At 70.7% G+C, this 26,113-nt stretch carries 26 protein-coding genes; 11 read left to right on the plus strand and 15 right to left on the minus strand.

Going from position 1 to position 26,113, the window contains the following annotated elements; all coding sequences use genetic code 11:
- Positions 1-37 precede the first annotated feature (37 nt).
- The 4 genes from FHS44_RS08790 to FHS44_RS08805 all read right to left on the minus strand — a co-directional run bounded on the left by FHS44_RS08790 (position 38) and on the right by FHS44_RS08805 (position 2,353).
- Complete coding sequence (locus FHS44_RS08790) at positions 38-700, minus strand: hypothetical protein (protein WP_184713326.1); 663 nt, start codon at positions 698-700, stop codon at positions 38-40.
- Positions 697-975: a hypothetical protein gene (locus FHS44_RS08795; protein WP_184713327.1), complete on the minus strand. Its 279-nt coding sequence runs from the start codon at positions 973-975 to the stop codon at positions 697-699. The genes FHS44_RS08790 and FHS44_RS08795 overlap by 4 nt, the downstream gene beginning before the upstream one ends.
- Complete coding sequence (locus FHS44_RS08800; protein WP_184713328.1) at positions 972-1,682, minus strand: ATP-binding cassette domain-containing protein; 711 nt, start codon at positions 1,680-1,682, stop codon at positions 972-974. Before FHS44_RS08800 ends, FHS44_RS08795 begins: the two co-directional genes overlap by 4 nt.
- A 176-nt stretch (positions 1,683-1,858) precedes the next feature.
- Complete coding sequence (locus FHS44_RS08805) at positions 1,859-2,353, minus strand: Lrp/AsnC family transcriptional regulator (RefSeq protein ID WP_184713329.1); 495 nt, start codon at positions 2,351-2,353, stop codon at positions 1,859-1,861.
- 197 nt (positions 2,354-2,550) lie between these two features.
- Between FHS44_RS08805 and FHS44_RS08810 the strand changes: the two genes are divergently transcribed.
- The 7 genes from FHS44_RS08810 (at position 2,551) to FHS44_RS08840 (ending at position 10,647) form a co-directional block, all read left to right on the plus strand.
- A complete protein-coding gene (locus FHS44_RS08810; protein ID WP_184713330.1) occupies positions 2,551-4,008 on the plus strand; it encodes a gamma-aminobutyraldehyde dehydrogenase in 1,458 nt (485 codons plus the stop codon).
- A 25-nt stretch (positions 4,009-4,033) separates the two neighbouring features.
- Entirely contained in the window at positions 4,034-5,188 is a 1,155-nt protein-coding gene (locus FHS44_RS08815) for an ABC transporter ATP-binding protein (protein ID WP_184713331.1), read from the plus strand.
- 14 nt (positions 5,189-5,202) lie between these two features.
- On the plus strand, positions 5,203-6,447 hold the full coding sequence (locus FHS44_RS08820; protein WP_184713511.1) for an ABC transporter substrate-binding protein: 1,245 nt from the start codon (positions 5,203-5,205) through the stop codon (positions 6,445-6,447).
- 13 nt (positions 6,448-6,460) lie between these two features.
- Entirely contained in the window at positions 6,461-7,312 is an 852-nt protein-coding gene (locus tag FHS44_RS08825; RefSeq protein WP_184713332.1) for an ABC transporter permease, read from the plus strand.
- Positions 7,309-8,124, plus strand: coding sequence for an ABC transporter permease (locus tag FHS44_RS08830; protein WP_184713333.1), 816 nt, complete (start codon positions 7,309-7,311; stop codon positions 8,122-8,124). Before FHS44_RS08825 ends, FHS44_RS08830 begins: the two co-directional genes overlap by 4 nt.
- Before the next feature lie 172 nt (positions 8,125-8,296).
- Positions 8,297-9,691, plus strand: coding sequence for an NAD(P)/FAD-dependent oxidoreductase (locus FHS44_RS08835; protein WP_184713512.1), 1,395 nt, complete (start codon positions 8,297-8,299; stop codon positions 9,689-9,691).
- A gap of 71 nt (positions 9,692-9,762) precedes the next feature.
- Positions 9,763-10,647: an alpha/beta hydrolase gene (locus FHS44_RS08840; protein WP_184713334.1), complete on the plus strand. Its 885-nt coding sequence runs from the start codon at positions 9,763-9,765 to the stop codon at positions 10,645-10,647.
- A 1-nt stretch (position 10,648) separates the two neighbouring features.
- On the opposite strand, the gene FHS44_RS08845 is transcribed toward FHS44_RS08840, so the two are convergent.
- Positions 10,649-11,338 carry an SUMF1/EgtB/PvdO family nonheme iron enzyme gene (locus FHS44_RS08845; RefSeq protein ID WP_184713335.1) on the minus strand — a complete coding sequence of 230 codons (690 nt, stop codon included), beginning with the start codon at positions 11,336-11,338 and terminating at the stop codon, positions 10,649-10,651.
- Between the two features lie 104 nt (positions 11,339-11,442).
- Between FHS44_RS08845 and FHS44_RS42280 the strand changes: the two genes are divergently transcribed.
- The 3 genes from FHS44_RS42280 to FHS44_RS08860 all read left to right on the plus strand — a co-directional run bounded on the left by FHS44_RS42280 (position 11,443) and on the right by FHS44_RS08860 (position 14,242).
- Positions 11,443-12,633 (plus strand): DUF418 domain-containing protein, encoded by a 1,191-nt coding sequence (locus FHS44_RS42280; protein WP_312863574.1) that lies wholly within the window; start codon positions 11,443-11,445, stop codon positions 12,631-12,633.
- A 9-nt stretch (positions 12,634-12,642) separates the two neighbouring features.
- Positions 12,643-12,948, plus strand: a complete 306-nt coding sequence (locus FHS44_RS08855; RefSeq protein WP_184713336.1) for a hypothetical protein — start codon at positions 12,643-12,645, stop codon at positions 12,946-12,948.
- Between the two features lie 91 nt (positions 12,949-13,039).
- Positions 13,040-14,242: a cation:proton antiporter gene (locus FHS44_RS08860; protein WP_184713337.1), complete on the plus strand. Its 1,203-nt coding sequence runs from the start codon at positions 13,040-13,042 to the stop codon at positions 14,240-14,242.
- A 7-nt stretch (positions 14,243-14,249) separates the two neighbouring features.
- Here FHS44_RS08860 and FHS44_RS08865 read toward each other — a convergent pair whose 3' ends face one another.
- Positions 14,250-15,185 carry a carbohydrate kinase family protein gene (locus FHS44_RS08865; protein ID WP_184713338.1) on the minus strand — a complete coding sequence of 312 codons (936 nt, stop codon included), beginning with the start codon at positions 15,183-15,185 and terminating at the stop codon, positions 14,250-14,252.
- Positions 15,175-17,868, minus strand: coding sequence for a PEP/pyruvate-binding domain-containing protein (locus tag FHS44_RS08870; protein WP_184713339.1), 2,694 nt, complete (start codon positions 17,866-17,868; stop codon positions 15,175-15,177). The genes FHS44_RS08865 and FHS44_RS08870 overlap by 11 nt, the downstream gene beginning before the upstream one ends.
- Positions 17,869-17,997: 129 nt before the next feature.
- Between FHS44_RS08870 and FHS44_RS08875 the strand changes: the two genes are divergently transcribed.
- Positions 17,998-19,233, plus strand: coding sequence for an NAD(P)/FAD-dependent oxidoreductase (locus tag FHS44_RS08875; RefSeq protein WP_184713340.1), 1,236 nt, complete (start codon positions 17,998-18,000; stop codon positions 19,231-19,233).
- Between the two features lie 45 nt (positions 19,234-19,278).
- On the opposite strand, the gene FHS44_RS08880 is transcribed toward FHS44_RS08875, so the two are convergent.
- The 8 genes from FHS44_RS08880 to leuE form a co-directional block, all read right to left on the minus strand.
- Positions 19,279-20,211 carry an acyl-ACP desaturase gene (locus tag FHS44_RS08880; protein WP_184713341.1) on the minus strand — a complete coding sequence of 311 codons (933 nt, stop codon included), beginning with the start codon at positions 20,209-20,211 and terminating at the stop codon, positions 19,279-19,281.
- 36 nt (positions 20,212-20,247) lie between these two features.
- A complete protein-coding gene (locus FHS44_RS08885) occupies positions 20,248-20,907 on the minus strand; it encodes a DUF998 domain-containing protein (RefSeq protein WP_184713342.1) in 660 nt (219 codons plus the stop codon).
- A 56-nt stretch (positions 20,908-20,963) separates the two neighbouring features.
- Complete coding sequence (locus FHS44_RS08890) at positions 20,964-22,172, minus strand: glycosyltransferase (RefSeq protein WP_184713343.1); 1,209 nt, start codon at positions 22,170-22,172, stop codon at positions 20,964-20,966.
- A gap of 16 nt (positions 22,173-22,188) precedes the next feature.
- On the minus strand, positions 22,189-23,016 hold the full coding sequence (locus FHS44_RS08895) for a DMT family transporter (protein ID WP_184713344.1): 828 nt from the start codon (positions 23,014-23,016) through the stop codon (positions 22,189-22,191).
- 175 nt (positions 23,017-23,191) lie between these two features.
- Positions 23,192-23,821 (minus strand): DedA family protein, encoded by a 630-nt coding sequence (locus tag FHS44_RS08900; protein ID WP_184713345.1) that lies wholly within the window; start codon positions 23,819-23,821, stop codon positions 23,192-23,194.
- 202 nt (positions 23,822-24,023) lie between these two features.
- On the minus strand, positions 24,024-24,497 hold the full coding sequence (locus FHS44_RS08905) for a TspO/MBR family protein (RefSeq protein ID WP_184713346.1): 474 nt from the start codon (positions 24,495-24,497) through the stop codon (positions 24,024-24,026).
- A gap of 29 nt (positions 24,498-24,526) precedes the next feature.
- Complete coding sequence (locus FHS44_RS08910) at positions 24,527-25,177, minus strand: VC0807 family protein (protein ID WP_184713347.1); 651 nt, start codon at positions 25,175-25,177, stop codon at positions 24,527-24,529.
- 172 nt (positions 25,178-25,349) lie between these two features.
- Complete coding sequence (gene leuE, locus FHS44_RS08915; RefSeq protein ID WP_184713348.1) at positions 25,350-26,009, minus strand: leucine efflux protein LeuE; 660 nt, start codon at positions 26,007-26,009, stop codon at positions 25,350-25,352.
- Positions 26,010-26,113: the final 104 nt, after the last annotated feature.

A 26,113-nucleotide genomic window follows, 5' to 3' on the forward strand; every position in this document is an offset into this window, starting at 1 on the left:
CGAACGCCGTACGGCGCTCAGAGCGGGATCTCCTGGGTCAGGGGCGGGTGCGGCGTAGGCGGAGGTAGGCCAGGACACCTGCCGCGGACCACAGGAGCGTCGCGGCGGCGATCTGGGGCAGGACCTCGTCGAGTTTGCCCGAGTTGGTGGCCCGCATCCACGGCATGATCGGCACCAGGAAACCGCCGATCGGGGTGAGACTGAGCAGCAGCATGGCCACGTAGCCGCCGAACAGGACCACCAGGGAGGTGGCGGGCGAGGTCAGGATCGGGGCGCTGGCGAGCGCGCCGAGCGCGGTGCCGACACAGACCCCGAGCAGGTGGAGTCCGACGCCCCGCGCCAGGTCGCCGGGTGGGGGCAGGGCACCGAAGCGGATGAGCAGGGGAGCCACGACCGCGACCGTGGCCAGGCCGAGGTTGACGGTGAACGCGGCGGCCAGGCCGGAGACGACCTCCCGGCGAGGGTTGCCCGCCGCCGTCATCGAGATCAGCCGCTGGGTCGGCGGCTCGGTGTCGAGCAGGCTCTTGGCGGCCCAGGCGAAGACGATGATGAGCAGCGCGGCCGAGTCGCTGTAGGACTCCAGGGCGGGCCCCGGCGACGAGTAGAAGATGGCCAGCATCGCGCACAGGGCGATCACCGGCTGGAGCAGGCGGTGCGACCGGGTGTAGGCGGCCAGCTTGAAGCGGACGAGGGGAATCATCGAACCTTCCTGGGCATGGGGGCCGCCGCCTTCGGACGAGGGAGAGAACGCGGTGCGGTGCCGTACCGAGGGGAGATCCGGTGGGACACGGCGCTTTGGGCGAGGGAGGTCATGTGGCTCGCCTGGTCGTGCTTGGGCTCGGGCAGGAGGCGTGGTGCGGTGCCGTACACGGGGGAGATCCGGTGGGTGATCACGTGGCCCGCCCGGTTGTGCCCGAGGCGAGGCAGGAGGCGTGGTGCGGTGCCGTACACGCCGGGGATCGGGTGGGGGGTCATGGGGTTCGCCGGGTTGTGTAGCCGTCTGCCTGGAGTTTCTGTTCGACCTCGTCGGCTTCCGCGGCGTCGACGAGGACCTCGATGACGACCTGTTTGGGGCGTTCTCCCTGCTGGGTGGTCACCGTACCGCCCGCGACGAGCCAGTGGTCGGCGCCGGGGAAGTTCTCCAGTTGGTTCTGGTGGTCGCTCACCACGACCGTTCCGCCCTTGGCGGCGATCTCGCCGATCATGGCGGGCAGTTCGCCACGGGTGTGCGCGTCGAGGCCGGCGAAGGGCTCGTCCAGGATGAGCAGGTCCGGTGGGGCCAGCAGCGACTGGATCAGCCCGACCTTCTGGGCGCTGCCCTTCGACAGGTCGCCGAGCGGCTGTCCGAGCAGGTGGGTGGCCTCAAGCCGTTCGGCGAGGCGGGCTATGGCGTCGGGGGAGATGCCCCGGATCTCGGCCATGTGGGTCAGGTAGGCGGTGACGGTGAACGGCTGGCCGACGGGGAAGACGTCGGGGGCGTAGCCGACGACACGGGGCCGCTGGGAGACCGTGCCCCGGGAGGGAGGGACGATTCCGGCCAGCAGGCGCAGCAGTGTGGACTTGCCGGCTCCGTTCTTGCCGGTGACCTCGATGACGGTGCCCGGCGCCAGCGTGAGGTCGAGCTCCCGCAGCACCCACGGACCGCGACGCGAGTATCTGAAGGACACCTTGGAGAGCCGCATGCCTGGTAACACTGTCGTGATCACCCGTTTCCGTCTGGGTCGCGCGCGTGGCCGCGAGGGGAAACGCTAGCAATTAGGAAATAAAGTTAACAGAAGGCGTGGCGCCCGGAAGGTCGGCGGGTTCCCGAGAAATGTGCCAGAAGGGTAGTGGGCTTCCCGAGAACCGCCCCAAGGGGTTAGCGGGTTCCCCAGGAGTAGGTCTGTTTGTGGAGTTTGAGGAAGACGAACGTCTCCGTGCCGCGGACCGCCGGGATGGCGCGGATCTTGCCCAGGATCTCCAGGAGGTGCTGGTCGCTCTCGCAGACCGCCTCGACCATGATGTCCATCGCGCCCGCGGTCAGCACGACGTAGTCCAGCTCGTCGATGACGGACAGCTCCTGGGCCACGGCTTCGAGGTCGCCCTCGCACTTGATGCCGATCAGGGCCTGGCGGGAGAAGCCGAGGGTCAGCGGGTCGGTGACCGCGACGATCTGCATGACGCCGCCGTCGATCAGGCGCTGGACCCGCTGGCGCACCGCGGCCTCCGACAGGCCGACCGCCTTGCCGATCGCCGCGTACGGCTTGCGCCCGTCCGACTGCAACTGCTCGATGATCTTCTTTGAGATCTCGTCGAGGACGACGGGGCCGGGTCTGGCGTCGTTCTCTCGGCGTGCCTTGGACGGGGTCGTCATGCGCGCTCCCTGAGACGTCCTGATGCGTGGGTGTCGCCGGTGTTCTCGTGGCTCTGGTGCGACATCGTGTCAGGTATTGCGCCTCTGTCAAGCGATTTCGTAGCAATTTGATATCTTAACAACGAAATCCCTTGTCGAGAGCCCTCTGCTCTGTAAGAGTCTCGACGACTCAGCTCGAAAGAACTAGGAGGTCAACGGTGACCACCCCGGTTGAGACCCGTGAGCCCGCCCGACTGCGCAACTACGTCAACGGTGAACTCGTGGACGCCAGAAGTGGCAGGTTCTCCGACGTCGTCGACCCCTGCACCGGGGAAGCCTACCTCCAGGCACCGGTCTCCGGCGCCGAGGACGTCGACGCCGCCTACGCCGCCGCGGCCGCGGCCTTCGAGTCGTGGAGTCAGACCACCCCGGGCGAGCGCGCGGGCCTGCTGCTCAAGGTCGCGGACGCCATCGACGCCAGGGCCGAGGAGCTGAACGAGGCCGAGTGCCGCAACACGGGCAAGCCGCGCGCCCGGATGGCCGAGGACGAGACCCCGGTGGCCGCCGACCACTTCCGGTTCTTCGCGGGCGCCGCGCGCACGCTCGAAGGGCCGACGTCGGGGGAGTTCCTCGCCGACCACACCTCCGTGATCAGGCACGAGCCGATCGGCGTCGTCGGCCAGGTCACGCCGTGGAACTACCCGCTGATGATGGCGGTGTGGAAGATCGCCCCCGCGCTGGCCGCGGGCAACACCGTGGTGCTCAAGCCCTCCGACACCACCCCGGTCTCCACCGTCAAGCTCGCCGAGATCATCGGTGAGGTCCTGCCGAAGGGCGTCTTCAACGTGGTCGTCGGCGACCGCGAGACCGGCGCGCTGGTCGTCGGCCACCCGTCGGCCCAGATGGTCGCGATCACCGGCTCCGTCGGGGCGGGCATGGCCGTGGCCAGGTCGGCGGCCGAGGACCTCAAGCGGGTCCACCTCGAACTGGGCGGCAAGGCCCCCGTCGTGGTCTTCGACGACGTCAAGGACCTCAAGGCCGCCGCCGAGGCCATCGCGACCGCCGGGCTCTACAACGCGGGCCAGGACTGCACCGCGGCCTGCCGGGTGCTGGTCCAGGAGGACGTCCACGACGCCTTCGTCGCCGCGCTCACCGAGGCCGCCGCGGGCACCGTGACCGGTGACCTGTCCGACGAGGACGCCCTGTACGGGCCGCTCAACAACGCCGCCCAGCTCGAACGGGTCGCGGGCTTCGTCGAGCGCGCCCCCGGGCACGCCAAGGTGCTGACCGGCGGCCACCGGGTCGGCGACCGGGGCTACTTCTACGCCCCGACCGTCGTGGACGGCCTGCGCCAGGACGACGAGATGGTGCAGAACGAGGTCTTCGGCCCGGTCATCACCGTGCAGACCTTCTCCGACGAGGCCGACGCGCTCGCCAAGGCCAACGGCGTGCGCTACGGCCTGTCCAGCTCGGTCTGGACCTCCGACCACGGCCGGGCGATGCGCTTCTCCAAGAGGCTGGACTTCGGTGTCGTGTGGGTCAACACCCACATCCCGTTTGTCTCGGAGATGCCACACGGAGGGTTCAAACACTCCGGATACGGTAAGGACCTGTCGGTTTTCGGCCTTCACGACTACCTTCGCGTAAAGCACGTCATGCACTACATCGGCGAGTAGCCGCAGACAGAGAGATAAGCCTGGTATGACCGAAATCCAGGCGGGCTCAGCAGAGGAGGGGGCGGCCGTCGCCGCCCCTTCTTCCCCCCGGGTGCCCGCCATCGAGCTCTCCGGAGTCGTCAAGGAGTACCTCGCCCAGGGTGAGGTCGTCCAGGCGGTCAAAGGGGTCACGCTGAGCATCGCGGGAGGCGAGTTCTTCTCCCTCCTCGGCCCCTCCGGGTGCGGCAAGACGACGACCATGCGGATGATCGCCGGGTTCGAGGACCCCTCGCGCGGCACGGTCAGGCTGCACGGCCAGGACGTCACCGGGGTCCCGCCCAACAGGCGTGACGTGAACATGGTCTTCCAGTCCTACGCGCTGTTCCCGCACATGAACGTCTGGGAGAACGTCGCCTTCGGTCTGCGGCGCAGGAAGGTCGCCGAGGCCGACATCAGGCGGCGTGTCGGGGAGATGCTGGAGATCGTCGATCTCACCGGGCGGGAGAAGCGCCGTCCCAGGGAGATGTCCGGCGGCCAGCAGCAGCGCGTCGCCCTGGCCCGCGCCCTGGTCAACAACCCCCGCGCGCTCCTGCTCGACGAGCCGCTGGGTGCCCTGGACCTCAAGCTCCGCCAGGCCATGCAGATCGAGCTCAAGCGCATCCAGCGCGAGGTTGGCATCACCTTCGTCTACGTCACCCACGACCAGAGCGAGGCGCTCACCATGAGCGACCGCATCGCCGTCATGAACGACGGCCTGGTCGAGCAGCTCGCCGCCCCCCGCGAGATCTACGAGCGCCCCGCGACCGCGTTCGTCGCGGGCTTCATCGGCACCTCCAACCTCCTCGACGGCACCGTCGAGGAGTCCACCGGGGGCCGGGCCGTACTGCGGGCGGGTTATGAGGGCCGGATCCTGGTCGAGGGGGGCACGCACGCCGTGGGGGACCACGTCGCGGTGACCGTGCGGCCCGAGAAGATCACGATCTCCGCCGAGGAGCCGGAGGGCGACGTCAGCGCTGTGCGCGGTACGGTCTCCGAGGTCGTCTACCTGGGCCTCTACAACAGTTACGCGGTGCGCCTCGCCGACGGCGCCGAGATCACCGTCTTCCAGCAGAACGCGCTCGACAGCACGAGCACGGCCGAGCGTGGCGAGGCCGTCTGGTTGTCGTGGCAGCCGCGACACTCGTACGTGATCGGAAGTTGACGTTGACCACACCCATGGACCCCCGCTCCAACCCCGCCCTCCTGCGGGGCATGACGCACAGCCGCTCGGTGACCCGTCGTGACGCCCTGCGCCTGGCCGGGCTCTCGGCCGCGGGGCTCGCCCTGGCGGGCTGCGGCATCCAGGGCAAGAAGCCCGCGGCCACGCCGAAGAAGGACGCGGTCACCGACTTCTGGACCGGCAAGCAGCGCAACGGGACGTTGCGGTTCGCCAACTGGCCGCTCTACATCGACAAGGACGGCAAGAAGTACCCGTCGCTGGAGATGTTCACCGCCGACACCGGGATCAAGGTCTCCTACCAGGAGGTCATCCAGGAGATCCCGTCCTTCTTCGGCAAGATCCAGCCGTTGCTCGCCGCGGGCAACGACATCGGCCACGACCTGATGGTGCTGACCAACGGCATCCATCTCGGTCGGGCCATCCAGCTCGACTACCTGGCCCCGCTGGACCACTCGAAGCTGCCCAACTTCGCCGCCAACGCCGCCCAGAAGGTCAAGAACCCGCCGTGGGACCCGGGCAACGCCCACACGATCCCGTGGACGGTCGGGCTGACCGGCATCGCCTACAACCCCAAGTACGTGGACGAGGTCAAGAGCGTCGAGGACCTCTGGAACCCCAAGTACAAGGGCAAGGTCGGCATGATGTCCGACAGCGAGGAGATCGCCAACTTCGGCCTCTTCGCCCTGGGCGTCGATCCCGACACCTCGACCGAGGCCGACTGGCGCAGGGCCGCGGAGCGGCTCCAGGCGCAGCGGGACACCGGGCTGGTGCGCAAGTACTACGAGAACGACTACGTGGACGCCCTCGCCAGGGGCGACGTGTGGATCACCATGGCCTGGTCGGGCGACATCTTCCAGCAGGTCGCCGAGGGCAAGGACCTCAAGTTCGTGGTGCCCCAGGAGGGCGGCACGATCTGGACCGACAACATGTGCATCCCCAGGACCGCGCAGAACCCGGTGGACGCGCTGACGTACATGGACTACGTCTACCAGCCCAAGATCGCGACGATCCTGGTCGAGGCCATCAACTACATCACCCCGGTCCCGGCGACCAAGGACCTGGTCCTCGCCGACGCGGCCAAGCAGTCGGGTGAGGACAGGACGGCGCTCGAACAGCTCGCGAACAGCCCGATGATCTATCCCTCCGAGGCCGACATGGCCAGGCTGCGCTCCTACGTGACCCTCGACGGGGCCAAGGAGAAGGCCTTCGAGTCCATCTTCCAGCCGATCACCCAGGGCTGACGGAGAGTTCCCGGTGAAGCGCCTCGCCCCCTACCTGCTCATCCTGCCGGGCGGTCTGTGGTTGTTGATCTTCCTGGTGGTGCCGATGGTCTTCATGGCCTCGGTCTCCACCCAGGAGGGCGACATCATCAACGGCTTCGTCCAGACCTTCGACTTCTCCGTGTACGGCGACGCCCTGACGCGCTACCAGACGCAGTTCCTGCGTTCGGTGGGCTACGGCCTCGTGGGGACGGTCGTCTCCATCGCGATGGCCTACCCGGTGGCCTACTGGATCGCCTTCAGGGGTGGTTCCCGCAAGTCCACCTACCTGCTGCTGGTGCTGCTGCCGTTCTTCGTCTCGTTCGTGCTGCGCACGGTCTCGTGGAAGTTCCTGCTGGCCGACGACGGCCTGCTGTTGTCGCCGCTGAAGTCGATGGGCCTGGTGGCCCAGGACTTCCACGTCCTGCAGACCACGGTGGCGGTGATCGGCGGACTGGTCTACAACTACCTGCCGTTCATGATCCTGCCGATCTACGTGGCGCTGGAACGGATCGACCCCCGGGTGGTCGAGGCGGCCCAGGACCTCTACGCGGCCAGGAGCCAGGCCTTCACCAAGGTCGTGCTGCCGCTCTCGCTGCCCGGGGTCTTCGCCGGGGTGCTGATGACGTTCGTCCCGATGACCGCCGACTACGTCAACGCCGGAATCCTCGGCGGCCCGTCGAACACGATGATCGGCAACATCATCCAGACCGAGTATCTCGTCAACACCGACTACCCGACCGCGGCGGCGCTGTCGTTCACGCTGATGGCGGTGATGCTGGTCGGCATCTTCGCCTACGCCAGGGCGCTGGGCACCGAGAACGTGCTGGAGGCGGCGGCCCGATGAGCACACCGGAGATCACGAGGCCCAGAGTGCCCAGGGTCAGGTTCGGCGAGCGGCTGCTGCGGGGCTACGTCTGGCTGGTCATCGCCTGGCTGTTCCTGCCGATCGTGGTCATGATCGTCTTCGGCTTCAACGACACCGCGAGCAAGTCGAACGTCACCTGGCAGGGCTTCACGCTCAGATGGTGGGGCAGGCTGGGCGACTACCCCGAGCTGGTCGGGGCCGTGGTCAACTCGCTGAAGGTCGCCCTGCTCGCCACGCTGATCACCACCGTGATCGGCACGCTCATGGGCCTGGCGCTCGGCCGCTACCGCTTCCGGGGGCAGGGCGCCACCAACCTGGCGCTGTTCGCCGCCATCGCCTCGCCCGAGCTGGTCATGGGCGCCTCGCTGCTGTCGCTGTTCGTCAGCGCCGGGGTGGACACCGGCTTCTGGACCGTGGTCGTGGCGCACGTGCTGTTCTCGCTGTCGTTCGTGGCCATCACCGTGCGGGCCAGGGTGATCGGCCTCGACAGGTCGGTCGAGGAGGCGGCCAGGGACCTCGGCGCCTCCACCTGGATCACTTTCTGGCGGGTGACGTTCCCGATGATCCTGCCGGGTGTCGTCTCCGGGGCGCTGCTGGCGTTCGCGCTGTCCATCGACGACTTCGTGATCACCCAGTTCACCAGCGGGGCCATGGAGACGTTCCCGCTGTGGATCTGGGGAGCGACAAGGATCGGCATCCCGCCGCAGGTCAACATCCTGGGGACGCTTATATTCGCGGTAGGCGTCGTGATCGCCGTGGTCAACACGGTGACCGCCCGCCGCCGCACCTAGCCACCGCCGCGAGCCCGTGCCGTCGTCGGCGGCACGGGCTCGCGGCACATCACGATCCTCGACAGAGAACAGGGAGGCGAGATCGGACTCAGGCGGGGGGAACCCGCGCGTGGCCACCACGGCCCCGCGACACACACAAAGACTCTTTGACTCACGTAGGGAAGTGAGATTTGTGGATCCGCTGAAGGCTCTTGCTGACGCGGAGCGCAAGCCGTACTGGCTCGACAGTGCGGCGAAACCTGAGCCGTCGCCGCGGCTCTTCGGAAAGACGACAGCCGCTCTCGCGGTGGTCGGAGGAGGCTTCTCGGGGCTGTGGACTGCCCTGATGGCCAAGGAGCGGGATCCGTCGCTCGACGTGGTCCTGCTCGAAGGAAGGAAGATCGGCTGGGCGGCGTCCGGCCGTAACGGCGGCTTCGCCATGGCGACGCTCACCCACGGCATCGCCAACGGCCTGGAGCGCTGGCCCGAGGAGATCGCCCTTCTCGAACACATGGGGCTGACCAACCTCGACGAGCTCGGCGAGACCGTCGCCAGATACGGCATCGACTGCGGCTACGAGCGGACCGGGGAGCTGCACGTGGCCACCGAGCCGTGGCAGCTCGCGGAGATGCACCAGGGTGTCGAGGTCGCCAGGGAACTGGGTGTCCGCTTCGACGTCCTGGACCAGGACCAGGTCAGGGCGGAGGTGAACTCGCCCACCTACGTGGGAGGCCACTGGGAGCGCGACGGCTGCGCCATGCTCGACCCCGCCCGGCTGGCCTGGGGGCTCAGGCAGGCCTGCCTCTCGCTGGGCGTGCGCGTCCACGAGCGCACGCCGGTCAGGCACATGAGGGACACCGGGACGTACCTGGAGCTGCTCACCCCGCACGGCACGGTCAGGGCGGACAGGGTGGCACTCGGCACCGGGGTCTTCCAGCCGCTGCTGCGCAGGCTGAAGCACTTCCTGGTGCCGGTCTACGACTACGTGCTGATGACCGAGCCCCTGTCGCAGGAGCAACTGGCCTCGGTCGGCTGGCGCAACCGGCAGGGCGTCGGCGACTCGGCCAACCAGTTCCACTACTACCGGCTGACCTCGGACAACCGCATCCTGTGGGGCGGTTACGACGCGGTCTACTACAACGGCGGGAGGATCAGGCCGGAGTACGAGCAGCGCGACGAGACCTTCGTCAAGCTGGCCGAGCACTTCTTCACGACCTTCCCGCAGCTGTCCGGGCTGCGCTTCACCCACCGGTGGGGCGGCGTCATCGACACCTGCAGCCGCTTCAGCGCCTTCTACGGCACCGCGCACGGCGGACGCCTGGCCTACGCCGCCGGATACACCGGCATGGGGGTCGGCGCGACCAGGTTCGGGGCGAACGTCATGCTCGACCTGCTTGGCGGCGAGGAGACCGAGCGGACCGAGCTGCGGATGGTCAGGGAGAAGCCGCTGCCGTTCCCGCCGGAGCCGGTCCGCTCCGCCGGGATCCAGATGACCCGCTGGTCGATCGCCCAGGCCGACCTCAACCAGGGCCGCCGCAACCTCTGGCTGCGCACCCTGGACAAGATGGGTCTCGGGTTCGACTCCTAGCCGTCGTCCCCGGTCCCCCGGCACACGACCGGGGGACCGGGGACGGCCGCGGAGCCGTACAGTCTGGGGGCATGAGCGAGAGGGTTGAGTTCGGGGCGGACGGGATCACGCTCGTCGGCGACCTGCGGGTGCCCGACGGGCGGGGGCCGCGCCCGGCGCTGGTGCTGAGCGGGCCGTTCACCGGGACGCGTGGGCAGGTCGCGGGCCGCTACGCCGAGGGACTGGCCGGGGCCGGTTACGTGACGCTGGCCTTCGACCACCGCAACTGGGGCGAGTCGGGCGGCACGCCACGCGGGCACGAGGATCCGCAGGGCAAGCTGCGTGACCTGCGGGCCGCGGTCTCGTTGCTGCGCTCGCGTCCCGAGGTGGACGGCGGCAGGATCGGCGCGGTCGGGGTCGGTCTCGGGGCGGGCTACGCGCTCAGGTTCGCCGCCCTCGACCCCAGGGTTGGGGCCTTCGCGGGGGTCGCGGGGTCCTACGGCAATCCGTACGGCACGCGCGCCGCGATGGGGGCGGGCTACCGGGAGGCGCTGGCCCGGCACGCCGAGGTCGTGGAGCGTCAGGACCGGGGCGGCCCGGTTGAGTATCTTCCCGCGGTCGCCGAGGAGGGCGAGGCGGCCATGCCGGGGCCGGAGCCGTTCGGCTACTACGGCACCGAACGTGGCGCCTGCCCGCACTGGCGCAACGAGGTCACCAGGGCATCCCTGGGCGAGCTGCTCACCGTGGACGACATGACCGGCGCCGACTTCCTGTCCCCGACGCCGGGTCTGGTCGTGCACGGGGTGATCGACAGGTTGTGCTCCCCGGAGGGCGCCGAGGAGGTCTACCGGCGGATGGAGGAGCCGAAACGGCTCGTCTGGCTGGACACCCGGCACCACACCGACCTCTACGACACCGAGCCCCTCGTCACCCGGGCGGTCGAGGCCGTCGCGGAGTTCCTCGCCGAACACCTGTGAGTCAGCGCGAGCGGGCCAGCCGGAAGCCGAGGTCGTCGAGGCGCAGGGTCGGATGGCTCTTGCGGCGGCACGACGCCCGGCACCCCCGGGGCGGGTCGGACCAGCCGCCGCCCCTGAAGACCCGGTAGGGGCCGTAGACCTCGGGGTCGTAGCGGTCCTGGCACCACTCCCAGACGTTGCCGATCATGTCGTGCAGGCCCCAGGCGTTCGGCGCCCGCGTCCCGGCCTCGTGCGGCCCGCCGCCGGAGTTGCCCCGGTGCCAGGCGATCTCGTCCAGCTCCCCGTGGCGGACGCCGAGGTCACCGGCGCGGCAGGCATGCTCCCACTCGGCCTCCGTGGGCAGCCGGTAGCCGTCGGCCCGGGGGTCGCGGACCACCTCCAGCCCGTCGGGGTCGTCGCCGGAGGCCGCGTAGCAGGGAGTGAGCCCCTCGGACAGGGAGAGCAGGTCGCAGAAGGCCACGGCGTCGAGCCAGGAGACCTCGGTCACCGGCACGCGCGGTCCCGTCTCGGCCCCCGGCGCCCGCCCGGTGACCGACAGGTAGAGCTCACGGGTCACCGGGTACGGCGCCAGCAGGAAGGGGTCGATCTCGGCCTTCCACCGCGTCCCGGTGCCCTCGTCGTGCAGGAGGATCTTGCCCCCGGGGATCTCCACCAGTCGTGATATATCGGGATTTGTCGGGTCAAAGCTCATTGTGGAAGTGATGCTAGCGGGGGAGGGGCTACATCGATCGATGTAGCGGACAGATGGGTCCGCGTGCCGATGTCCCGCGAGGCGGGGGCGGAGATCGTTGAAGGGTGACGACACGACGTATCGACGTGCTCGACGTGCTCAGGGGCATCGCCATCGTGGGCACGCTCGGCACCAACATCTGGATCTTCACCGATCCCCGGGGACCGGCCGGGGTCATGGGCGCGCTCGGCGGGGGCGGGACGGCCGAGACCTTCCTGCGCTTCCTGACCAACGGCAAGTTCCTGGCCCTGCTCAGCCTGCTGTTCGGGGTGGGCATGGAACTGCAGTACCGCTCGGCCGTACGGCGGGGCGCCACCTGGCCGGGACGCTACCTGTGGCGGGCGGCGCTGCTGTTCTTCGAGGGACTGCTCCACTACGTGTTGATCTTCGAGTTCGACGTGCTCATGGGCTACGCCGTGGTCTCGGTCCTGGTGGCCTTCCTCATCGGCAGGAACGACCGGGTGGTCAGGGCCTGGACGATCGGGGTGGCGACGGTGTTCACCGCCGTGATCGGCCTGCTCACCCTCGCCTTCCTGTACGGCGCCGCCACGACGGTCTCCTCCTCGGCGCCGTCGAGACTGTTCGCCGAGGGGAGCTACCCGGAGCAGGTCGCCGCCAGGATCGGGGGCATGGGCACCTACCGCCTTGAGGCCGTGTTCATCGTCCCGCTGGGCGTCGTGCTGTTCCTGGTCGGCTCCCGGCTGGTGCGGGCGGGCGTCTTCGAGGACTCGGGGCGGGGAGCCGTCCTGCGGCGCGGGCTGATGTTTCTCGGGCTCGGCGTCGGCGCGCCGCTGAACCTGCTGACGGCCTTCGCCGGGCCGGACTGGTTCCTGGTCGACCGCTACCTGCTGCCGCCGCTGGTCGCGCTCGGCCTGCTCGGGCTGGTGACGACGGTCGCGCTCAGGACGCGGGGCGTCCCCGGCCCGCTGCGCGGCGGGCTGACGGCCGTGGGCAGGACGGCGCTGAGCTGCTACGTCTTCCAGAACCTCGCGGGGGCGGCGCTCTGCTACGGCTGGGGGCTCGGCCTGGCCACGCGGTTCGAGGGGCTGCGGCCGTGGTGGGCGATCGGCGCCTGGGCGGCCATCTGCGCGGTGTTCATGACGCTGGCCACGCTGTGGCTGAGCCGTTTCGAGCGGGGGCCGCTCGAAACGATCTGGCAGTGGGCCTATCTGGCGCCGTTCCCGAAGCCGCGACGCCCGGCCCGGGAGACGTTGGTGACGGATGATAAAATAACGGACAATTCACCTCAGGGTTAGGGTCCCGGTTTGCAGAAGAGGGTCATCGGCACAGTCGCCTCCCTTCTGCTGATCCTGCTCACCGTCGTCCACACCCCGCTCCAGGCGCACCACGAACTGCGCCACGAGCCCGGTGTCGCCGTCGCTCTCGCGAGTGGCGCGGTGCTTCCCCCCGCCTCGCCGTACAAGGCGGGCAGCAGTCTGCCGCCGCCCGCGCTCTGGCGGGGTGGCCCGGCGCGGGTGGTGTGGCTGCGTCCCCGGCCGCCCGCCGTCGTCGTCACGCGGGCCGTTCACGACCCCTCGGAACCCAGGGCGCCTCCGTCCGACGATCTCTGACGCACCAGACCGAGATCGTTCGACGGAGGTTTTCTCATGTTCTACGAATGCGCCTTCACCATGCCCGGAATCAAGCCCGAAGGAGGCCACCGTGGCACTGGCTGACGCGCTCATCGCCCTCGGCGGCTCCTTCCTCGCCGCCGGGATCATCGCCAGACTCGGCGGCAGGATCGGGCTGCCGACGATCCCCCTGTTCATGCTCGCGGGCATCATCTTCGGGCCGCACACCCCCGGGCTCGCCCTTGTGAAGAACCCGGCCGACCTGAAGGTCATCGCCACGCTCGGCCTGATCTTCCTGCTCTTCTACCTCGGCGTCGAGTTCTCCCTCGACAGCCTCGTCGCGGGCGGCGGCAGGCTGGTGCTCGCCGGAACCGTCTACATCCTGCTCAACGTCGGGGGAGGCCTGGCCTTCGGGTTCGTCCTCGGCTGGGGGACCAGGGAGGCGCTGGTCCTGGCCGGAGTGGTCGGGATCTCCTCCTCGGCCATCGTGACCAAGCTGCTCGTTGACCTCGGACGGCTCGGCAACCCGGAGAGCCGCCTCATCCTGGGCATCATCGTGGTCGAGGACATCTTCCTCGCCCTCTACCTGGCGGTGCTGCAGCCGGTGCTCAGCGGCGCCGACTCCTTCGCCGACGCCGCGCTCTCCTTCGGCAGGGCCTTCGCCTTCCTGATCGCGCTGACCGCGCTGGCCAGATGGGGCACCCGGCTTGTCGACAAGCTCGTGACCACCAAGGACGACGAGCTGCTCGTGGTGATGTTCACCGGACTGGCGATCCTCACCGCGGGAGTCGCGGAGGAACTCGGCGTGTCCGACGCCATCGGGGCCTTCATGATCGGCCTCATCCTCAGCTCCACGAGGGCCGCGCCGCGCATCCGCCAGCTCGTCCACCCGCTCAGGGACGCCTTCGCGGCCCTGTTCTTCTTCGCGTTCGGCCTGGCCATCGAACCCGGGGACATGCTCTCCGTCGCCTGGCCCGTCGCCGCCGCGGTCGTGCTCACCCTGGTGCTCAACGTGGCCGCCGGGGTGCTCGCCGCCAGGATGAACTCCTTCGGCGCGGTGCAGGCCGTGAACATCTCGCTGACCGTGCTCTCCCGAGGGGAGTTCGCGCTGGTCCTGGCCACCATGGCCGTCGCCGCGGGGCTGGACGGCAGGCTCGCGCCGTTCATCGCCGGGTACGTGCTCGTGCTCGCGCTGTTCGGGCCGTTGATCGCCAGCCGCTCCGAGTGGATCGCCCGCCTGCTGCCGGGCGGACGCGAACGGGCAGAGGCCGTCTCCGTGGGAACGAAGGGCTAGCGGACCCTCACAGGTCGCGGGCCCACGGAGGGTCGGCGCCGGGAACCGAGCAGGTACGGGCGGCGGCTCCGGCCGCGAAGGCCGCCGCCCGTTCCGCGGCGTCCAGGTCGAGGGCGTCGAGCCGCCCGCCGAGCAGGCCCTCCGCGCGCAGCCGGTGCAGGAACGCGGCGGTGAAGGAGTCACCGGCCCCGACGGTGTCCACGACCCGTACGGCGGGCGCGGGCACCGTCACGCGTTTCCCGTCCAGGGAGACGAGCGCGCCCCCGGGGCCGAGCGTCACCACGACCAGTCGCGCGCCCGCCGCGTGCCAGGTGTCGCAGGCGCGCTCGGCCCTCTCGCCAGGGAGGATCAGCTCCAGGTCGTCGAGGCTCAGCCTGACGACGTCGGCCAGCGCGCACCAGCGGGGCATCGCCTCCCGGTAGCGGCCGAGGGGGACCAGGCCGGGCCGTACGTTCGGGTCGATCGAGACCGTCGCCCCCTCGGCGGCCCGCGCGAGCAGCTCCTCGATGGCCTCAGCCCCCGGGTCGTGGACCAGGGCGAGGGAACCGGTGTGCAGGCAGCCGACGTCGCCGACCCGCTCGGCGGTCAGCTCCGCCGTACTCCACCGCCAGTCGGCAGCGCCCTCGGCGTGGAAGGAGTAGGACGCCCTGCCCGCCTCGTCCAGCGTGGCGACGGCCAGGACGCTGGGCTCCGCCGCGTCCACGCAGCCGGAAAGATCGACCCCGGAGGCCTCCAGATGGGAGCGGAACAGCTCCCCGAACGGGTCACGGGAGAGGCGGCCGAGGAAACGGACCGGTGTGCCGAGCCTGGCCAGGGCCACGGCGGTGTTCGCGGGGCCGCCTCCGGGCAGGACGCGCAGGGCGAGGCCGCCTCCGGGCGCCGGGCCGGTGACGAAGGCGTCGGCGACGCACTCGCCGAGCACGGCGATCCGATCACGGGACACGTGGCTGCCCTTCCTCCGAGGCGACACCGACGGTGCTCACCGTTCCCGAGGTGCCGTCAACGGTGATCCGCTGGCCGGTGACGACGTGCTCGGTGGCGTCGGCGACCCCGACGACGGCGGGGATGCCGTACTCCCTGGCCACCACGGCGCCGTGCGAGTTGGCCCCGCCCATCTCCATGACCAGCCCGCCCGCGGTGAGGAACAGCGGCGTCCAGCCGGGGTCGGTCGAGGGGCAGACGAGGATCTCCCCGGGTTCGAGGCGGGCGCCGACCGGGTCGAGGACGACCCTGGCGACCCCGGTCACGGTCCCGGCGGAGGCGGGGGTGCCGGTCAGCGCGCCGTCAACGGGCGCCGCCGTGCCGACGGCCTCGGGCTCCGTGCCGTCGGACAGCACGACCCTGGGCAGGCGCCTGCGCCGCCGTTCCCGCTCCGCCCGGTCACGCCGCTCCGCGACGAGCGCCCGGGAGTCGTCCGGGGCCGACAGCAGGGTCCTGACCTCGCCGACCGTCAGGAAGAAGACGTCGTCGGGGGAGTCGAGGACGTCACGGGAGACCAGGTCGGCACCGACGATCCTCAGCTCGGCGCGCATCGCGGCCAGGACGGTCACCGCGACGAACTTGGGCAGCTCACGCAGCCCGGCCAGGGCCCGTGCCCTGCCCAGGGCGAACCTGACGAGCGCCCCGCGCGGCCCACCGGCCCTGGCGGCGAGCGTCCTGATCATGCGGGTCGCCTCCGCGGCGCCCCTGGCGAAGACCGCGTCCGGGGCCTGGGAGCGGTCGTCGAGACGCAGGTAGTTGGTCAGCACGCCGATGACGTGCGTGGGGTCCTCCGACCAGCGGGCCACCCCAAGGTCGATCTCGGCGACCGCGCGCACGCCGTAGACCGCGAGGAACTCCCGCAGCCCCCGCTGGACCGTCCCGGGCAGCGACCCGTCGTGGAAGCGCCGTGCCAGCTCGGCGGCCGGGGTGGCGAGCAGCAGGGCGGAGGCGTCGGCGTCCGCCCTGATCCGGTCCGCCAGCGCCCACAGGGCCAGGTCCATCTCGGTGGTGACGTTGTACGGCAGGCCGCGCAGCACGGTCGTCAGCTCTCCCGGCCTGGCCCGGTCGCCCAGGAGCCGGGCGGCCAGGCCCAGCATGGCGAACCCGGCGATGGGGCCGGGCACGACGCGGGGCAGCAGCGGGACGGTCCGCGCGCTCAGCGTCCGCTCGACTCGGTCGAGCCGTTCGAGCGGGGTCGCGGTCTCCGGCAGCGGCGCCAGCTCGGCCCGCAGCCGTGCCCTGAGCCGCCCGAGCCGCTCGTGGGTCGCCGCCGGGTTCAGTACGGCCCGCACGACGTTGGAGGGGACGCGGAAGCGGCGCGCGATCCGCAGGAGGCGGCGCAGGGCGGGCAGCACAGAGCGCCGGGTCACCCCGAAGCGGGGGTCGTCGAACAGGCCGCGCAGCACCACGGCCGACCTGGCCTCCATCACGTCCAGCAGCCGCGGCACGATCGTCCGGCCCGCCCGGCCGCGCATGACGCCGGTGACGTCGAAGAACAGCCGCCCCGCGGCCTCGGTGACCTGCGGGGCCCCGGCGGTCACGTCGGCGACCGGGTTGCCCGCCAGCGCCGAGACCGACGACGACAGCAGCCGGAAGGCCGAGACGCCCATCGGGGTGAACGGCGCGTAGACGCCCTGCGCGACGCTGAAGGAGAAGTAGACCCGGGGGCCGCCCTCCGCCCTGGCCGCCGCGCTCTCGGGGACGGGGAAGAGGGTGGTGATCGGACGGGACTGGGTCAGCCACAGTTCGCCGTCGGCGTCGACGGCCCACTCGGTGTCCTGGGGGCTCCCGTAGTGCTCCTCGACCCGTCCGCCGAGCCTGGCCAGCGCCCTGAGCTGGTCGTCGGTGACGCAGGCCCGCTCCGTCCCGTCCCCGAGGCCGACGCGCTCGACGCCGCCCCCGGGCAGTGGCCGTACGGCGAGCAGCTTGTCGCCGGGGCGCCGCTCGGTGATCCGCCCGGTGGCGATGTCCACCACGAAGTGGTCGGGGTTGACCGAGCCGGAGACCACGGCTTCGCCGAGCCCGGGACTGGCGTCGATCACCGCCTCGTGCCGCCTGCCGGTGACGGGGTTGGCGGTGAACATCACCCCGGCGACCTCGGAGCACACCATCTCCTGGATCACGACGGCCAGCAGGACGGTCCGGTGGTCGATGCCGTTGGCCGCCCGGTAGGCGACGGCCCTGTCGGTCCACAGCGAGGCCCAGCAGCGCCTGACCGCGTCGAGCACGGCCTCCTCGCCGACCACGTTGAGGTAGGTGTCCTGCTGCCCGGCGAAGCTGGCGTGGGGCAGGTCCTCCGCGGTCGCCGAGGAGCGCACGGCCACGGGGCCTGTGGGGCCGTGCCGTACGGCGTCGGCGACGTCCTGCGGCACCGGGGCGGCGAGCACGAGGTCGCGGGCCCTGGCGGCCAGGTCGTTCAGGGCCGTGACGTCCCCGGCCGGGGCGGCGGCCAGCGCGTCGAGCACCTCGTCGAGGCCCGCCCCCTCGGTGGCCGCCTGGTAGGCCCGGGTGGTGAGGCACACCCCGGGCGGGACGGGGAAACCGGCCCCGGTGAGCACGCCGAGGTTGACGGCCTTGCCGCCGACCAGGGCAAGCGCCTCCGCGCCGATGGCGGAGAACGGCAGGATCAGCGGGCTGGCGGGCATCGGTACGCCTCCACTCGGTGTCTTCTTCCGCAAACGTAGGTCGGCGTGGCCAGGAAGTCAACAAGTGATGAAATAAAGCGGAACGTCAACTGATCCATGACGGGGTGGTAATCCGATAAGAAGAGGAGCATGACCACCGAGCAGACGTACGTCATCGTTGGGGCGGGCCTCGCCGGAGCGAAGGCCGCCCAGTCCCTGCGGGAGGAAGGCTTCGACGGCAGGATCACCGTTGTCGGCGCCGAGACAGAGCGGCCCTACGAGCGCCCCCCGCTGTCGAAGGGCTACCTCCTGGGCAAGGAGGAGCAGGCCAAGGTCTACGTCCACGACGAGGCCTGGTACCGCGAGCACTCCGTCGAGCTGATCTCCGGCAGCCAGGTGACCGACCTCGACCGGGGCTCACGCAGGCTGGAGCTGGACGGCGGGGGGCAGCTCGGCTACGACAGGCTGCTGCTGGCCACCGGCGCCTCCCCGCGCCGCCTCGACGTGCCCGGCGCCGACCTGGAGGGCGTGCACTACCTGCGCAGCCTCGGCGACTCGCAGCGGCTCCGCGAGGCGATCAAGGGCGGCGGCCGGGTTGTCGTCGTCGGAGCCGGATGGATCGGCCTGGAGACGGCCGCGGCGGCCCGCGAGTACGGCTGCGAGGTGACCGTCGTCGAGCCGCGCCCGGTGCCGCTGCAGGCCGCGCTCGGCCCCGAGATGGGCGGCTTCTTCGCCGACCTGCACCGCGCGCACGGCGTCGACCTGCGGCTCGGCCGCCAGGTGACCGGCCTCATCGGCGACGGGCACGTCAGGGCAGTCGCGACCGACGACGGGCAGGAGGTGGCCGCCGACGTCGTGGTCGTCGGCGTCGGCGTGCGGCCCAACGCCGAACTTGCCGTGCTCTCCGGCCTACCCGTCGACAACGGCGTCCTCGTCGACGCCTCCCTGCGCACCGAGGACCCCGACGTGTACGCGGCCGGTGACGTGGCCAACGCCTTCAACCCCCTGTACGGCACCCGCGTCCGCGTCGAGCACTGGGCCAACGCGCTCAACGGGGGCCTGGCGGCGGGCAAGGCCATGCTGGGCCAGGAGGTCGTCTACGACAGGCCGCCCTACTTCTTCAGCGACCAGTATGACGTGGGCATGGAGTTCTCCGGCTGGTTCGAGCCCGGCGGCTACGACTCTCTCGTCGTCAGGGGAGACCGGGAGGAGAAGGCCTTCTACGCCTTCTGGCTCGACGGGGGCCGGGTCGTGGCGGGCATGCACGTCAACCTGTGGGACGACGGCATCGGCCCGGTGCAGAACCTGATCCGCGCCGGGGTGCCCGTGGACGCCGAGCGGCTCGCCGACCCCGACGTGGCGCTGGAGGACCTGGCGAAGTCCTGATCCGCGCGCCCTCCCTCGCCGGGAGTCCCGGCGAGGGAGCGGAGGTCAGGAACGGGCGGCCTCGCGGGCGCGGCGGGCCTCGCGGCGCTCGACGAAGCGGGAGGCGGAGACCTCAAGCCGGGCGAGGAACTCGGCGAGCTCCTCACGGGCCTTCTCGCCCTCGCCGTCGAGGTCCTCCTTGTCGAAGACGGCCCACTGCCGCAGCACCGGCATGAGGACGTCGTCGATGTGCAGGCGCAGGTCGTAGATCCCGGCGTTGGCGATGATCATCGCCTTGCGGCTGAAGCCCTCGATGCCGGTCCCCGGCATCTGGAAGGTGGTCACCACGTCGGTGACGGCGCGCATGGTCTGGCTGGGGGTCAGCTTGAAGGCGGCGTCGAGGAGGTTCCGGTAGAAGAGCATGTGCAGGTTCTCGTCGGCGGCGATCCTGGCGAGCAGGCGCTCGCAGTTCGGGTCGCCGGAGGCCCTGCCGGTGTTGCGGTGCGAGATGCGGGTGGCCAGCTCCTGGAAGGAGACGTAGGCCAGCGAGTGGAGGACGCCCTCGTAGGAGTTGGTGAACCCCTCTCCCATGTGGGTCATGCGGGCACGTTCCAGGGCGACCGGGTCGACCGCCCGGGTGACCGTCAGATAGTCGCGCAGCGCGGTCCCGTGGCGGCCCTCCTCGGCGGTCCAGCGGTGCACCCAGGTGCCCCAGGCGGCGTCGCGGCCGAAGGCGGTGGCGATCTCGTGGTGGTAGCTGGGGAGGTTGTCCTCGGTCAGCAGGTTGACGATGAGGGAGACGCGCGCCTCCTCGGGGATCCTGGAGTCGTGCTCGACCCAGGCCTCGCCGCCGAGCACGCCGTCGAAGTCCCTGCCCTCGGACCACGGGACGTACTCGTGGGGGAACCACTCCTTGGCCATCCGGTGGTGCCGGTCCAGCTCCCCGGCGACGACGGGCTCAAGCTCATGAAGCAGCTCGGTCTGGCTGAACTCGCGCATTGCGGCCTTCTCCCTCACAGACTACGGAACCGTAACCTACGTTAGCGTAGGTAGCCCGAGACTCGGTACGCGAGATGCGTCACTCCTGCCCCCCAGGCACAGGGAGGCGAGCAGGACGACGGCGGCGTCGCTCAGCACCAGCAGCCGCTGGAGCAGGCCGTAGTAACCGGGCCCCTCGATGAGAGAGGAGACCAGCGAGCCCGGGTGGGCGGCGAGGAACGCGGCGAGGAGCACGACCGAGAGCACGCTGACGACCATGAGCGCCGGGTTCCTGAACCTCCTGCCGAGCAGCCATCCCGCGCAGGGCAGCGCCGTGAAGACCAGCGCCGCAGACCAGCGGTGGATCTCCCCGCCCGCCGAGACGACCACGGGGGCCGTGTCCGTCGTGAAGGCCGCGGTCAGCAGCAGTCCGACGGCCCCGGCCAGGAGCAGCACCCTGGCGGCGGCGCTGCGCGCGGGATCGACCCGCGCCAGGCCGTAGGAGACCCACACCGAGCCGACGGCCAGCGCGATCGTGCCGCCGACCATCGCCGGGGCACTGACGCCGAGCAGCGCGTAGTCGCTGATCAGCGTCGTCATCGGATCGACCTGGCCCGCGGCCACGTGGGCGTAGAGGGTCGCGGCGACGGCCACCAGCGCTCCCACGGCCCCCGGCCAGCGCCACACCGCCACGGTCGCGCTCTCCTCGTTGTTCATGGTCCCTCCGCTTTCTGTGCCCGTGTCGGCGGCGCCCCTACCCAGGGCGCCGCCGCTCACCGCGCCACCTCCTGGTAGATCGCCTCGAACCTGGCCAGCGACGCCTGGTGGTCGTGGGTCAGCGCGATCGCGCGGCTCACGGCGCCCATGGACACGCGGGTCTGCGGGCTGCGCAACAGGCCGGTCAGGTGCCTGGAGAGTTCCCGCACGTCGCCGGGGGTGAACAGGTGACCGTTCTCGCCGGGCCGTACGAGATGGGGCAGGGCCATCGCGTCGGCGGCCACGACCGGAAGACCCGTCGCCATGGCCTCAAGGGTCGCGATGCTCTGCAGCTCGGCGATGCTGGGCATCGCGAACACGTCGGCCGCCGCGTACACCTGCGGGATCGTCTCGTCCGGCACGAAACCGAGGAAGATCACCCGGTCGCCGACCCCGATCCGGTTCGCCAGCCGTTCGAGCGCCGCCCGCTGGCCCCCGGTGCCGACCAGCGCGATCTGCGCGTCGGTCTCGTTGAGGATGTACGGCAGCGCCCGCACGAGGTCCTCAAGCCGCTTCTCCTCGTCGAGCCGCCCGACGAACAGCACCGTGTCCCGGTCGGGCAGGTCGAAGGCCTTGCGCGCCCACGCCCTCGGCTCGGCGTGCGGGTGGAAGCGCGCCAGGTCGATGCCGCAGGAGACGGCCTCGACCGAACGGGTGAAGCCCCGCTCGGTGAGTAGCCCCGCGGCGATCCTGGTCGGCGTGGTCACCCGGTCCACCCGGGAGAAGATCCGGTTCAGGTCGCGCCAGGCCAGGCGGCCGACCCGGTCCCGCAGCGGCCCGGGGACGTGCGCGAACTGGAAGAGGTTGTCCGGCATGAAGTGGTTGGTCGCGATCACCGGGACGCCGCCACGCCTGGCCGCCGCGATCGCGGCCCTGCCGACCACGAAGTGCCCCTGGACGTGCAGCACGTCGGGGGCGAGATCCTCGACCAGCCGGTCGAGCCTGGTCGGAAGGGAGACGCGCATGGTCGGGTGGACCAGCAGCGGCGCCGAGCGCAGCCGGTGCACGGTCACCCCGTCGAGGGACTCCGTCCTGGCGGGCCCCTCGTCGGAGCCGCAGATCACGTGGACCTCGTTGTCCCGCCCCACGAGGCCACAGGCCAGCCGGTGGGTGAAGTAGGAGGTGCCGTTCACGTCGGGAGGATAGGTGTCGGTGGCGATCAGGACCCGCCTCGGCCTGCTGGGCAGGGGGGTGGGGGCGAGGATCGGGGCGGCTGAGGTGACCATCGATACTCCTTCATCTTCATCGGTCCAGGTGGACGTTGGGGGACAGTGGGGTCGTGCGGGCCAGCGCGACGGTGCCCGCGACGGTGAGGCAGGCGGCGGCGAGCGCGGTCAGCGCGCTCGCCGCCCCGGTCGGCAGCGGCTCGCCGAGCAGCAGGGCGCCGAGGACGACGGCGGTGAGCGGGTCGGCCACCTGGAGCGCGGCGAAGGCGACGCCGAAGTGGCCGACGGCGTAGGCGCGCTGCAGCATGACCAGCGCGACCAGGCAGGGCAGCGGTACGGCGAGCACCAGCCAGAGGTCCCAGTTCCCGTAGACCAGGACCCGGGTGAGGGTGGCGGTCGCGCCGTAGAGCACGCCCGCGGCCATGGCCGTCAGCCCGGCCCGCGCCGCCGGAGGGGTCCGCAGGGAGGCGGCCCACAGGGCGAGGGCGGTGGTGGCCGCCCCCGCGAGCAGGACCACCACCCCCGTCGCACTCAGGTGGGGGTCTCCGGTGTGCGGGGGCACGACCAGCACCAGGGCGCCGAGCCCGATGGCGATCACCGTGGCGGCGCCGAGTTCGCGGGAGGTCGGCCTGCGGCCCCCGAGGGCGGCGGCGCAGGGCAGGGCGAACAGGAGGCTGGCCACGCCCATCGGCTGGACGACCGTGAGCGGGCCGTACCTCAGTGCCAGGACGTGCAGACCGGTCCCGATCCCGATGGACAGCCCGCCGAGCAGCCACCTGGGGCGCCGGAACAGACGGCCGATCGTGGGCCGTTCCGCGCCGGCCGCCTCGTGCTGCTGCAACGCGGCTCCGAGCGCGAAGAACAGCGATCCCAGCAACGCCAGGCCGACGGCCAACACGGTCATGCGCACTCCTTCCACAGCAGATGAAGACATGGCGAGATGGCCGAGACACCTCAAGGAGGCGACCGGTTGGGGTCTTTCGGTGAACCAGTGGCAGCGTCTCGCGGCGGGCACCCCCGGAACCATCGGGGTTCTCCCTGACTCCCCGGGGAATTCCCCGGGGCCGGGCGTAGGGGTGTCAGTCCCCGGTCCGCACCGCGGTCCGCTCGTTCCGGCCTTCCGTACGGCGCCGCCGCGTGAAGCGGACCCCCTCGACCACCGCCGTGATCGTCAGGGCGATGCCGAGGCCGAGCAGCAGCCCTTTGATCGGGTCGTTCTCGAAGGCCGCGCCGCCCACGTAGCCGATCAGCCCCGAGTAGATCGCCCAGGACACGGTGGCCAGGGCGTCGAAGAGGGCGAAGGAGCGCCGGGGGTAGGCGACCGCCCCCATGGTGAGGGTGCACGCGGTCCGGCCGCCCGGGATGTAGCGGGCGACCACCAGGACCAGCCCGCCGCGCTCGTGCAGGGCGCGTTCCGCCCAGGCGATGGCCTTGCCGCTGCGCCTGCCGCCCCGCAGGCGGGAGTTGGTCGTACGGCCGATGGCGTAGGAGATGTGGTCACCGGCGAACGCCCCGAGGGCCGCGACCGCGATCACCAGCCAGAGGTTGGGCGCGCCGGTCGAGGCGGCGAAGACCCCGGCCGTGATGACGGACGTCTCCGCGGGCACCACCGGGAAGAACCCGTCGAGCATGGCCAGCGCGAACAGCGCCAGATAGATCCACGGCGAGGTCATCGCCTGGTGGATGGCATCGAGGATGGCCTGTGTCACGCCGCACTCCTGTAGGTATGGGGAACCGCACACAGCACGGTGCCGCGCGGCTCCCCTTCCGGGCATCAGGGGGAGTCCCCGAGCTTTCGGGGAACGCCCCCTGAGGGCCCCTCAGGGGCGTCATCTCGACCCTAGGAAGGGGAAGGGGGCCGCACATCCCGCGTTCGGTTGTGGCGACCCCCTACTTTCGTCAGGAATGTGGTCAGTTCATCAGCCAGACGGCCAGGTTCAGCGTCCCGGCGTAGGTGACCCACAGCGCGTACGGCACCAGCAGCCAGGCGGCGGGGCGGCTGATCGGCCGGAACAGCACGATGGTCGCCACGATCGTCCCCCAGAGCAGCACGATCTCGGCGAAGGCGACGCCGTACTGGTGGGCGCCGAAGAACAGCGGGGTCCAGGCCGCGTTGAGCACGAGCTGGAGCGCGTAGACGCCGAGCGCGGGGGTCAGGCCGCGCGCCGACCAGGCCAGCCAGCCCGACAGCGCGATCATGACGTAGAGCACCGTCCACGCCGGGCCGAACAGCCACTGCGGCGGCGCCCACGCGGGACGTTCGAGCGCGAGGTACTCACCACCCGCGTCCACGGCCGCCATGGCCCCGACGACGGCGACCAGCGCGAGGGCGAGCACGAAGACGGGCAGTCCGGGCCAGCGTTTCGGGTGTTCCGCGATGTCCATGAAGTCCTCCCTGCCCCTGTCTTCGTGGCTCAGGCGGGGGCGGTTTCCCCCGCCGGGGAGGGAGTGTTCAGACGGCGCAGGACGCGGCGGAAGGCGTAGACGGAGACGGCGGCGGCCAGGCCGCTGATCAGCGCGACGACGCTGGTGCGGACCAGCAGGTAGGTGCCGATCGACTGGTGCAGCAGGAGCCAGATGCTCACCGAGGAGTTGGCCAGCAGCACGAAGGCCCACAGCAGGGTGATCCTGGCGAAGAAACGCCGCACCCGCTCGTGCCTGAGCACCGCCGAGGGCAGGTGGATGTAGTCGAGGGTGAGCTTCTGCGCCAGCGGGCGGTTCAGCCGCACCGAGGCGAGGAAGGCCATGCTGATGCAGATGGTGCCCAGTTCGGGCTGGAGGAAGTAGACCACCGCGCTGCCGCTCCACAGCCCGAGCAGCGCCCGCACGGTGATCGCGATGGCGGCCAGCACCATCGTCCCCGGCACCCTGATCCGCCGGACCAGACGCCAGCCCACCCCCGCGTAGACCCAGCTCACCGCCGCGATCAGTGCTCCGTTGAGCCCGAGCACGGCCAGCGCGGCGTAGAAGACGGCCAGGGGGGCGACCACCCCTTCGAGGAGCTTGGGCACGGCCTGCCTGACCATGGCGGTGAGACGGGGCAGGACGACGGGCGGATGGCTCATGACGCTCCACGGGGGACATGGGGAATGGCCGGTGCCGGAGCCCTCCCGCCTACCCGGGCGGAGGGGCGCCAGACGTCGCGGACCCGGGAAACGGTGGGGGATCCCCGTGCCGGACGGCGATTCACGGTATCCGAGCCATCCGGATGCCCCGGCCGTATCCGCCGAAAGAGTCTCAGCCGAGAGAGGCCGTGGCCAGCTTCGCGCCGAAGCCGAGGAAGAGCGCGCCGACCCCGGTGGTCAGCCCGGCGGCCAGCTTGCGGCGCGTCCTGAACTGGGCGGCGAGGAACGTCCCGCCGAAGATCAGAAGTGACAGGTAGAGCATGCTGAACACCTGGCAGATGGCGCCCAGGATGAGGAACGACAGCGCGGGCATCCCGTAGGCCGGATCGACGAACTGGATGAAGAAGGAGATGAAGAACAGGATCGCCTTGGGGTTCATCAGGCTGATCACCAGTGCCTTGCGCAGCGGCGCGGCCTGCGGGCTCTCCTCGCGCTGTACGGCGTGCGCCTCCTGGGCGCCGCGAGGGGCCCGCCACGAGCGCCAGGCGCCGCGCAGCATCTGGAAGCCGATCCACGCCAGGTAGGCGGCACCGGCGTACTTGACGACGTTGAAGAGGATCGGCGTCGACTTCAGCAGCGAGGCGACCCCGGCGGAGGCGAGCACCATGAGGATGCTGTCGCCGACGAACACCCCGGCCGCCGCGCGGTAACCCTGGCGTACGCCGCGCTGCGCGGCGGTGGTGAGCACGTAGAGCGAGTTCGGGCCGGGCAGCAGGATGATGAAGAAGGCGCCGAGGACGTAAGTCCATATGTCGGTTATGCCGAAGAACATGGTCGTGCTCCAGGGGGCGTTGAACGATCTGTCACACGGTACCGTCCGCGCGCCGTACCAGCTTTACCTTTAATCCCTACCGGCTTACCATGAAAAGGACTCGG

Origin of the sequence: Streptosporangium saharense (assembly GCF_014203715.1) — a bacterium.
Lineage (GTDB): Bacteria > Actinomycetota > Actinomycetes > Streptosporangiales > Streptosporangiaceae > Streptosporangium > Streptosporangium saharense.

Bases quoted from the DNA above. Each gene is read 5' to 3' on its own strand.
- FHS44_RS08790 (WP_184713326.1), bottom strand. From the start codon at position 700: ATGATTCCCCTCGTCCGCTTCAAGCTGGCCGCCTACACCCGGTCGCAC.
- FHS44_RS08795 (WP_184713327.1), bottom strand. From the start codon at position 975: ATGACCCCCCACCCGATCCCCGGCGTGTACGGCACCGCACCACGCCTC.
- FHS44_RS08800 (WP_184713328.1), bottom strand. From the start codon at position 1,682: ATGCGGCTCTCCAAGGTGTCCTTCAGATACTCGCGTCGCGGTCCGTGG.
- FHS44_RS08805 (WP_184713329.1), bottom strand. From the start codon at position 2,353: ATGACGACCCCGTCCAAGGCACGCCGAGAGAACGACGCCAGACCCGGC.
- FHS44_RS08815 (WP_184713331.1), top strand. From the start codon at position 4,034: ATGACCGAAATCCAGGCGGGCTCAGCAGAGGAGGGGGCGGCCGTCGCC.
- FHS44_RS08820 (WP_184713511.1), top strand. From the start codon at position 5,203: ATGGACCCCCGCTCCAACCCCGCCCTCCTGCGGGGCATGACGCACAGC.
- FHS44_RS08830 (WP_184713333.1), top strand. From the start codon at position 7,309: ATGAGCACACCGGAGATCACGAGGCCCAGAGTGCCCAGGGTCAGGTTC.
- FHS44_RS08840 (WP_184713334.1), top strand. From the start codon at position 9,763: ATGAGCGAGAGGGTTGAGTTCGGGGCGGACGGGATCACGCTCGTCGGC.
- FHS44_RS08845 (WP_184713335.1), bottom strand. From the start codon at position 11,338: ATGAGCTTTGACCCGACAAATCCCGATATATCACGACTGGTGGAGATC.
- FHS44_RS08870 (WP_184713339.1), bottom strand. From the start codon at position 17,868: ATGCCCGCCAGCCCGCTGATCCTGCCGTTCTCCGCCATCGGCGCGGAG.
- FHS44_RS08875 (WP_184713340.1), top strand. From the start codon at position 17,998: ATGACCACCGAGCAGACGTACGTCATCGTTGGGGCGGGCCTCGCCGGA.
- FHS44_RS08880 (WP_184713341.1), bottom strand. From the start codon at position 20,211: ATGCGCGAGTTCAGCCAGACCGAGCTGCTTCATGAGCTTGAGCCCGTC.
- FHS44_RS08885 (WP_184713342.1), bottom strand. From the start codon at position 20,907: ATGAACAACGAGGAGAGCGCGACCGTGGCGGTGTGGCGCTGGCCGGGG.
- FHS44_RS08890 (WP_184713343.1), bottom strand. From the start codon at position 22,172: ATGGTCACCTCAGCCGCCCCGATCCTCGCCCCCACCCCCCTGCCCAGC.
- FHS44_RS08895 (WP_184713344.1), bottom strand. From the start codon at position 23,016: ATGACCGTGTTGGCCGTCGGCCTGGCGTTGCTGGGATCGCTGTTCTTC.
- FHS44_RS08905 (WP_184713346.1), bottom strand. From the start codon at position 24,497: ATGGACATCGCGGAACACCCGAAACGCTGGCCCGGACTGCCCGTCTTC.
- FHS44_RS08910 (WP_184713347.1), bottom strand. From the start codon at position 25,177: ATGAGCCATCCGCCCGTCGTCCTGCCCCGTCTCACCGCCATGGTCAGG.
- leuE (WP_184713348.1), bottom strand. From the start codon at position 26,009: ATGTTCTTCGGCATAACCGACATATGGACTTACGTCCTCGGCGCCTTC.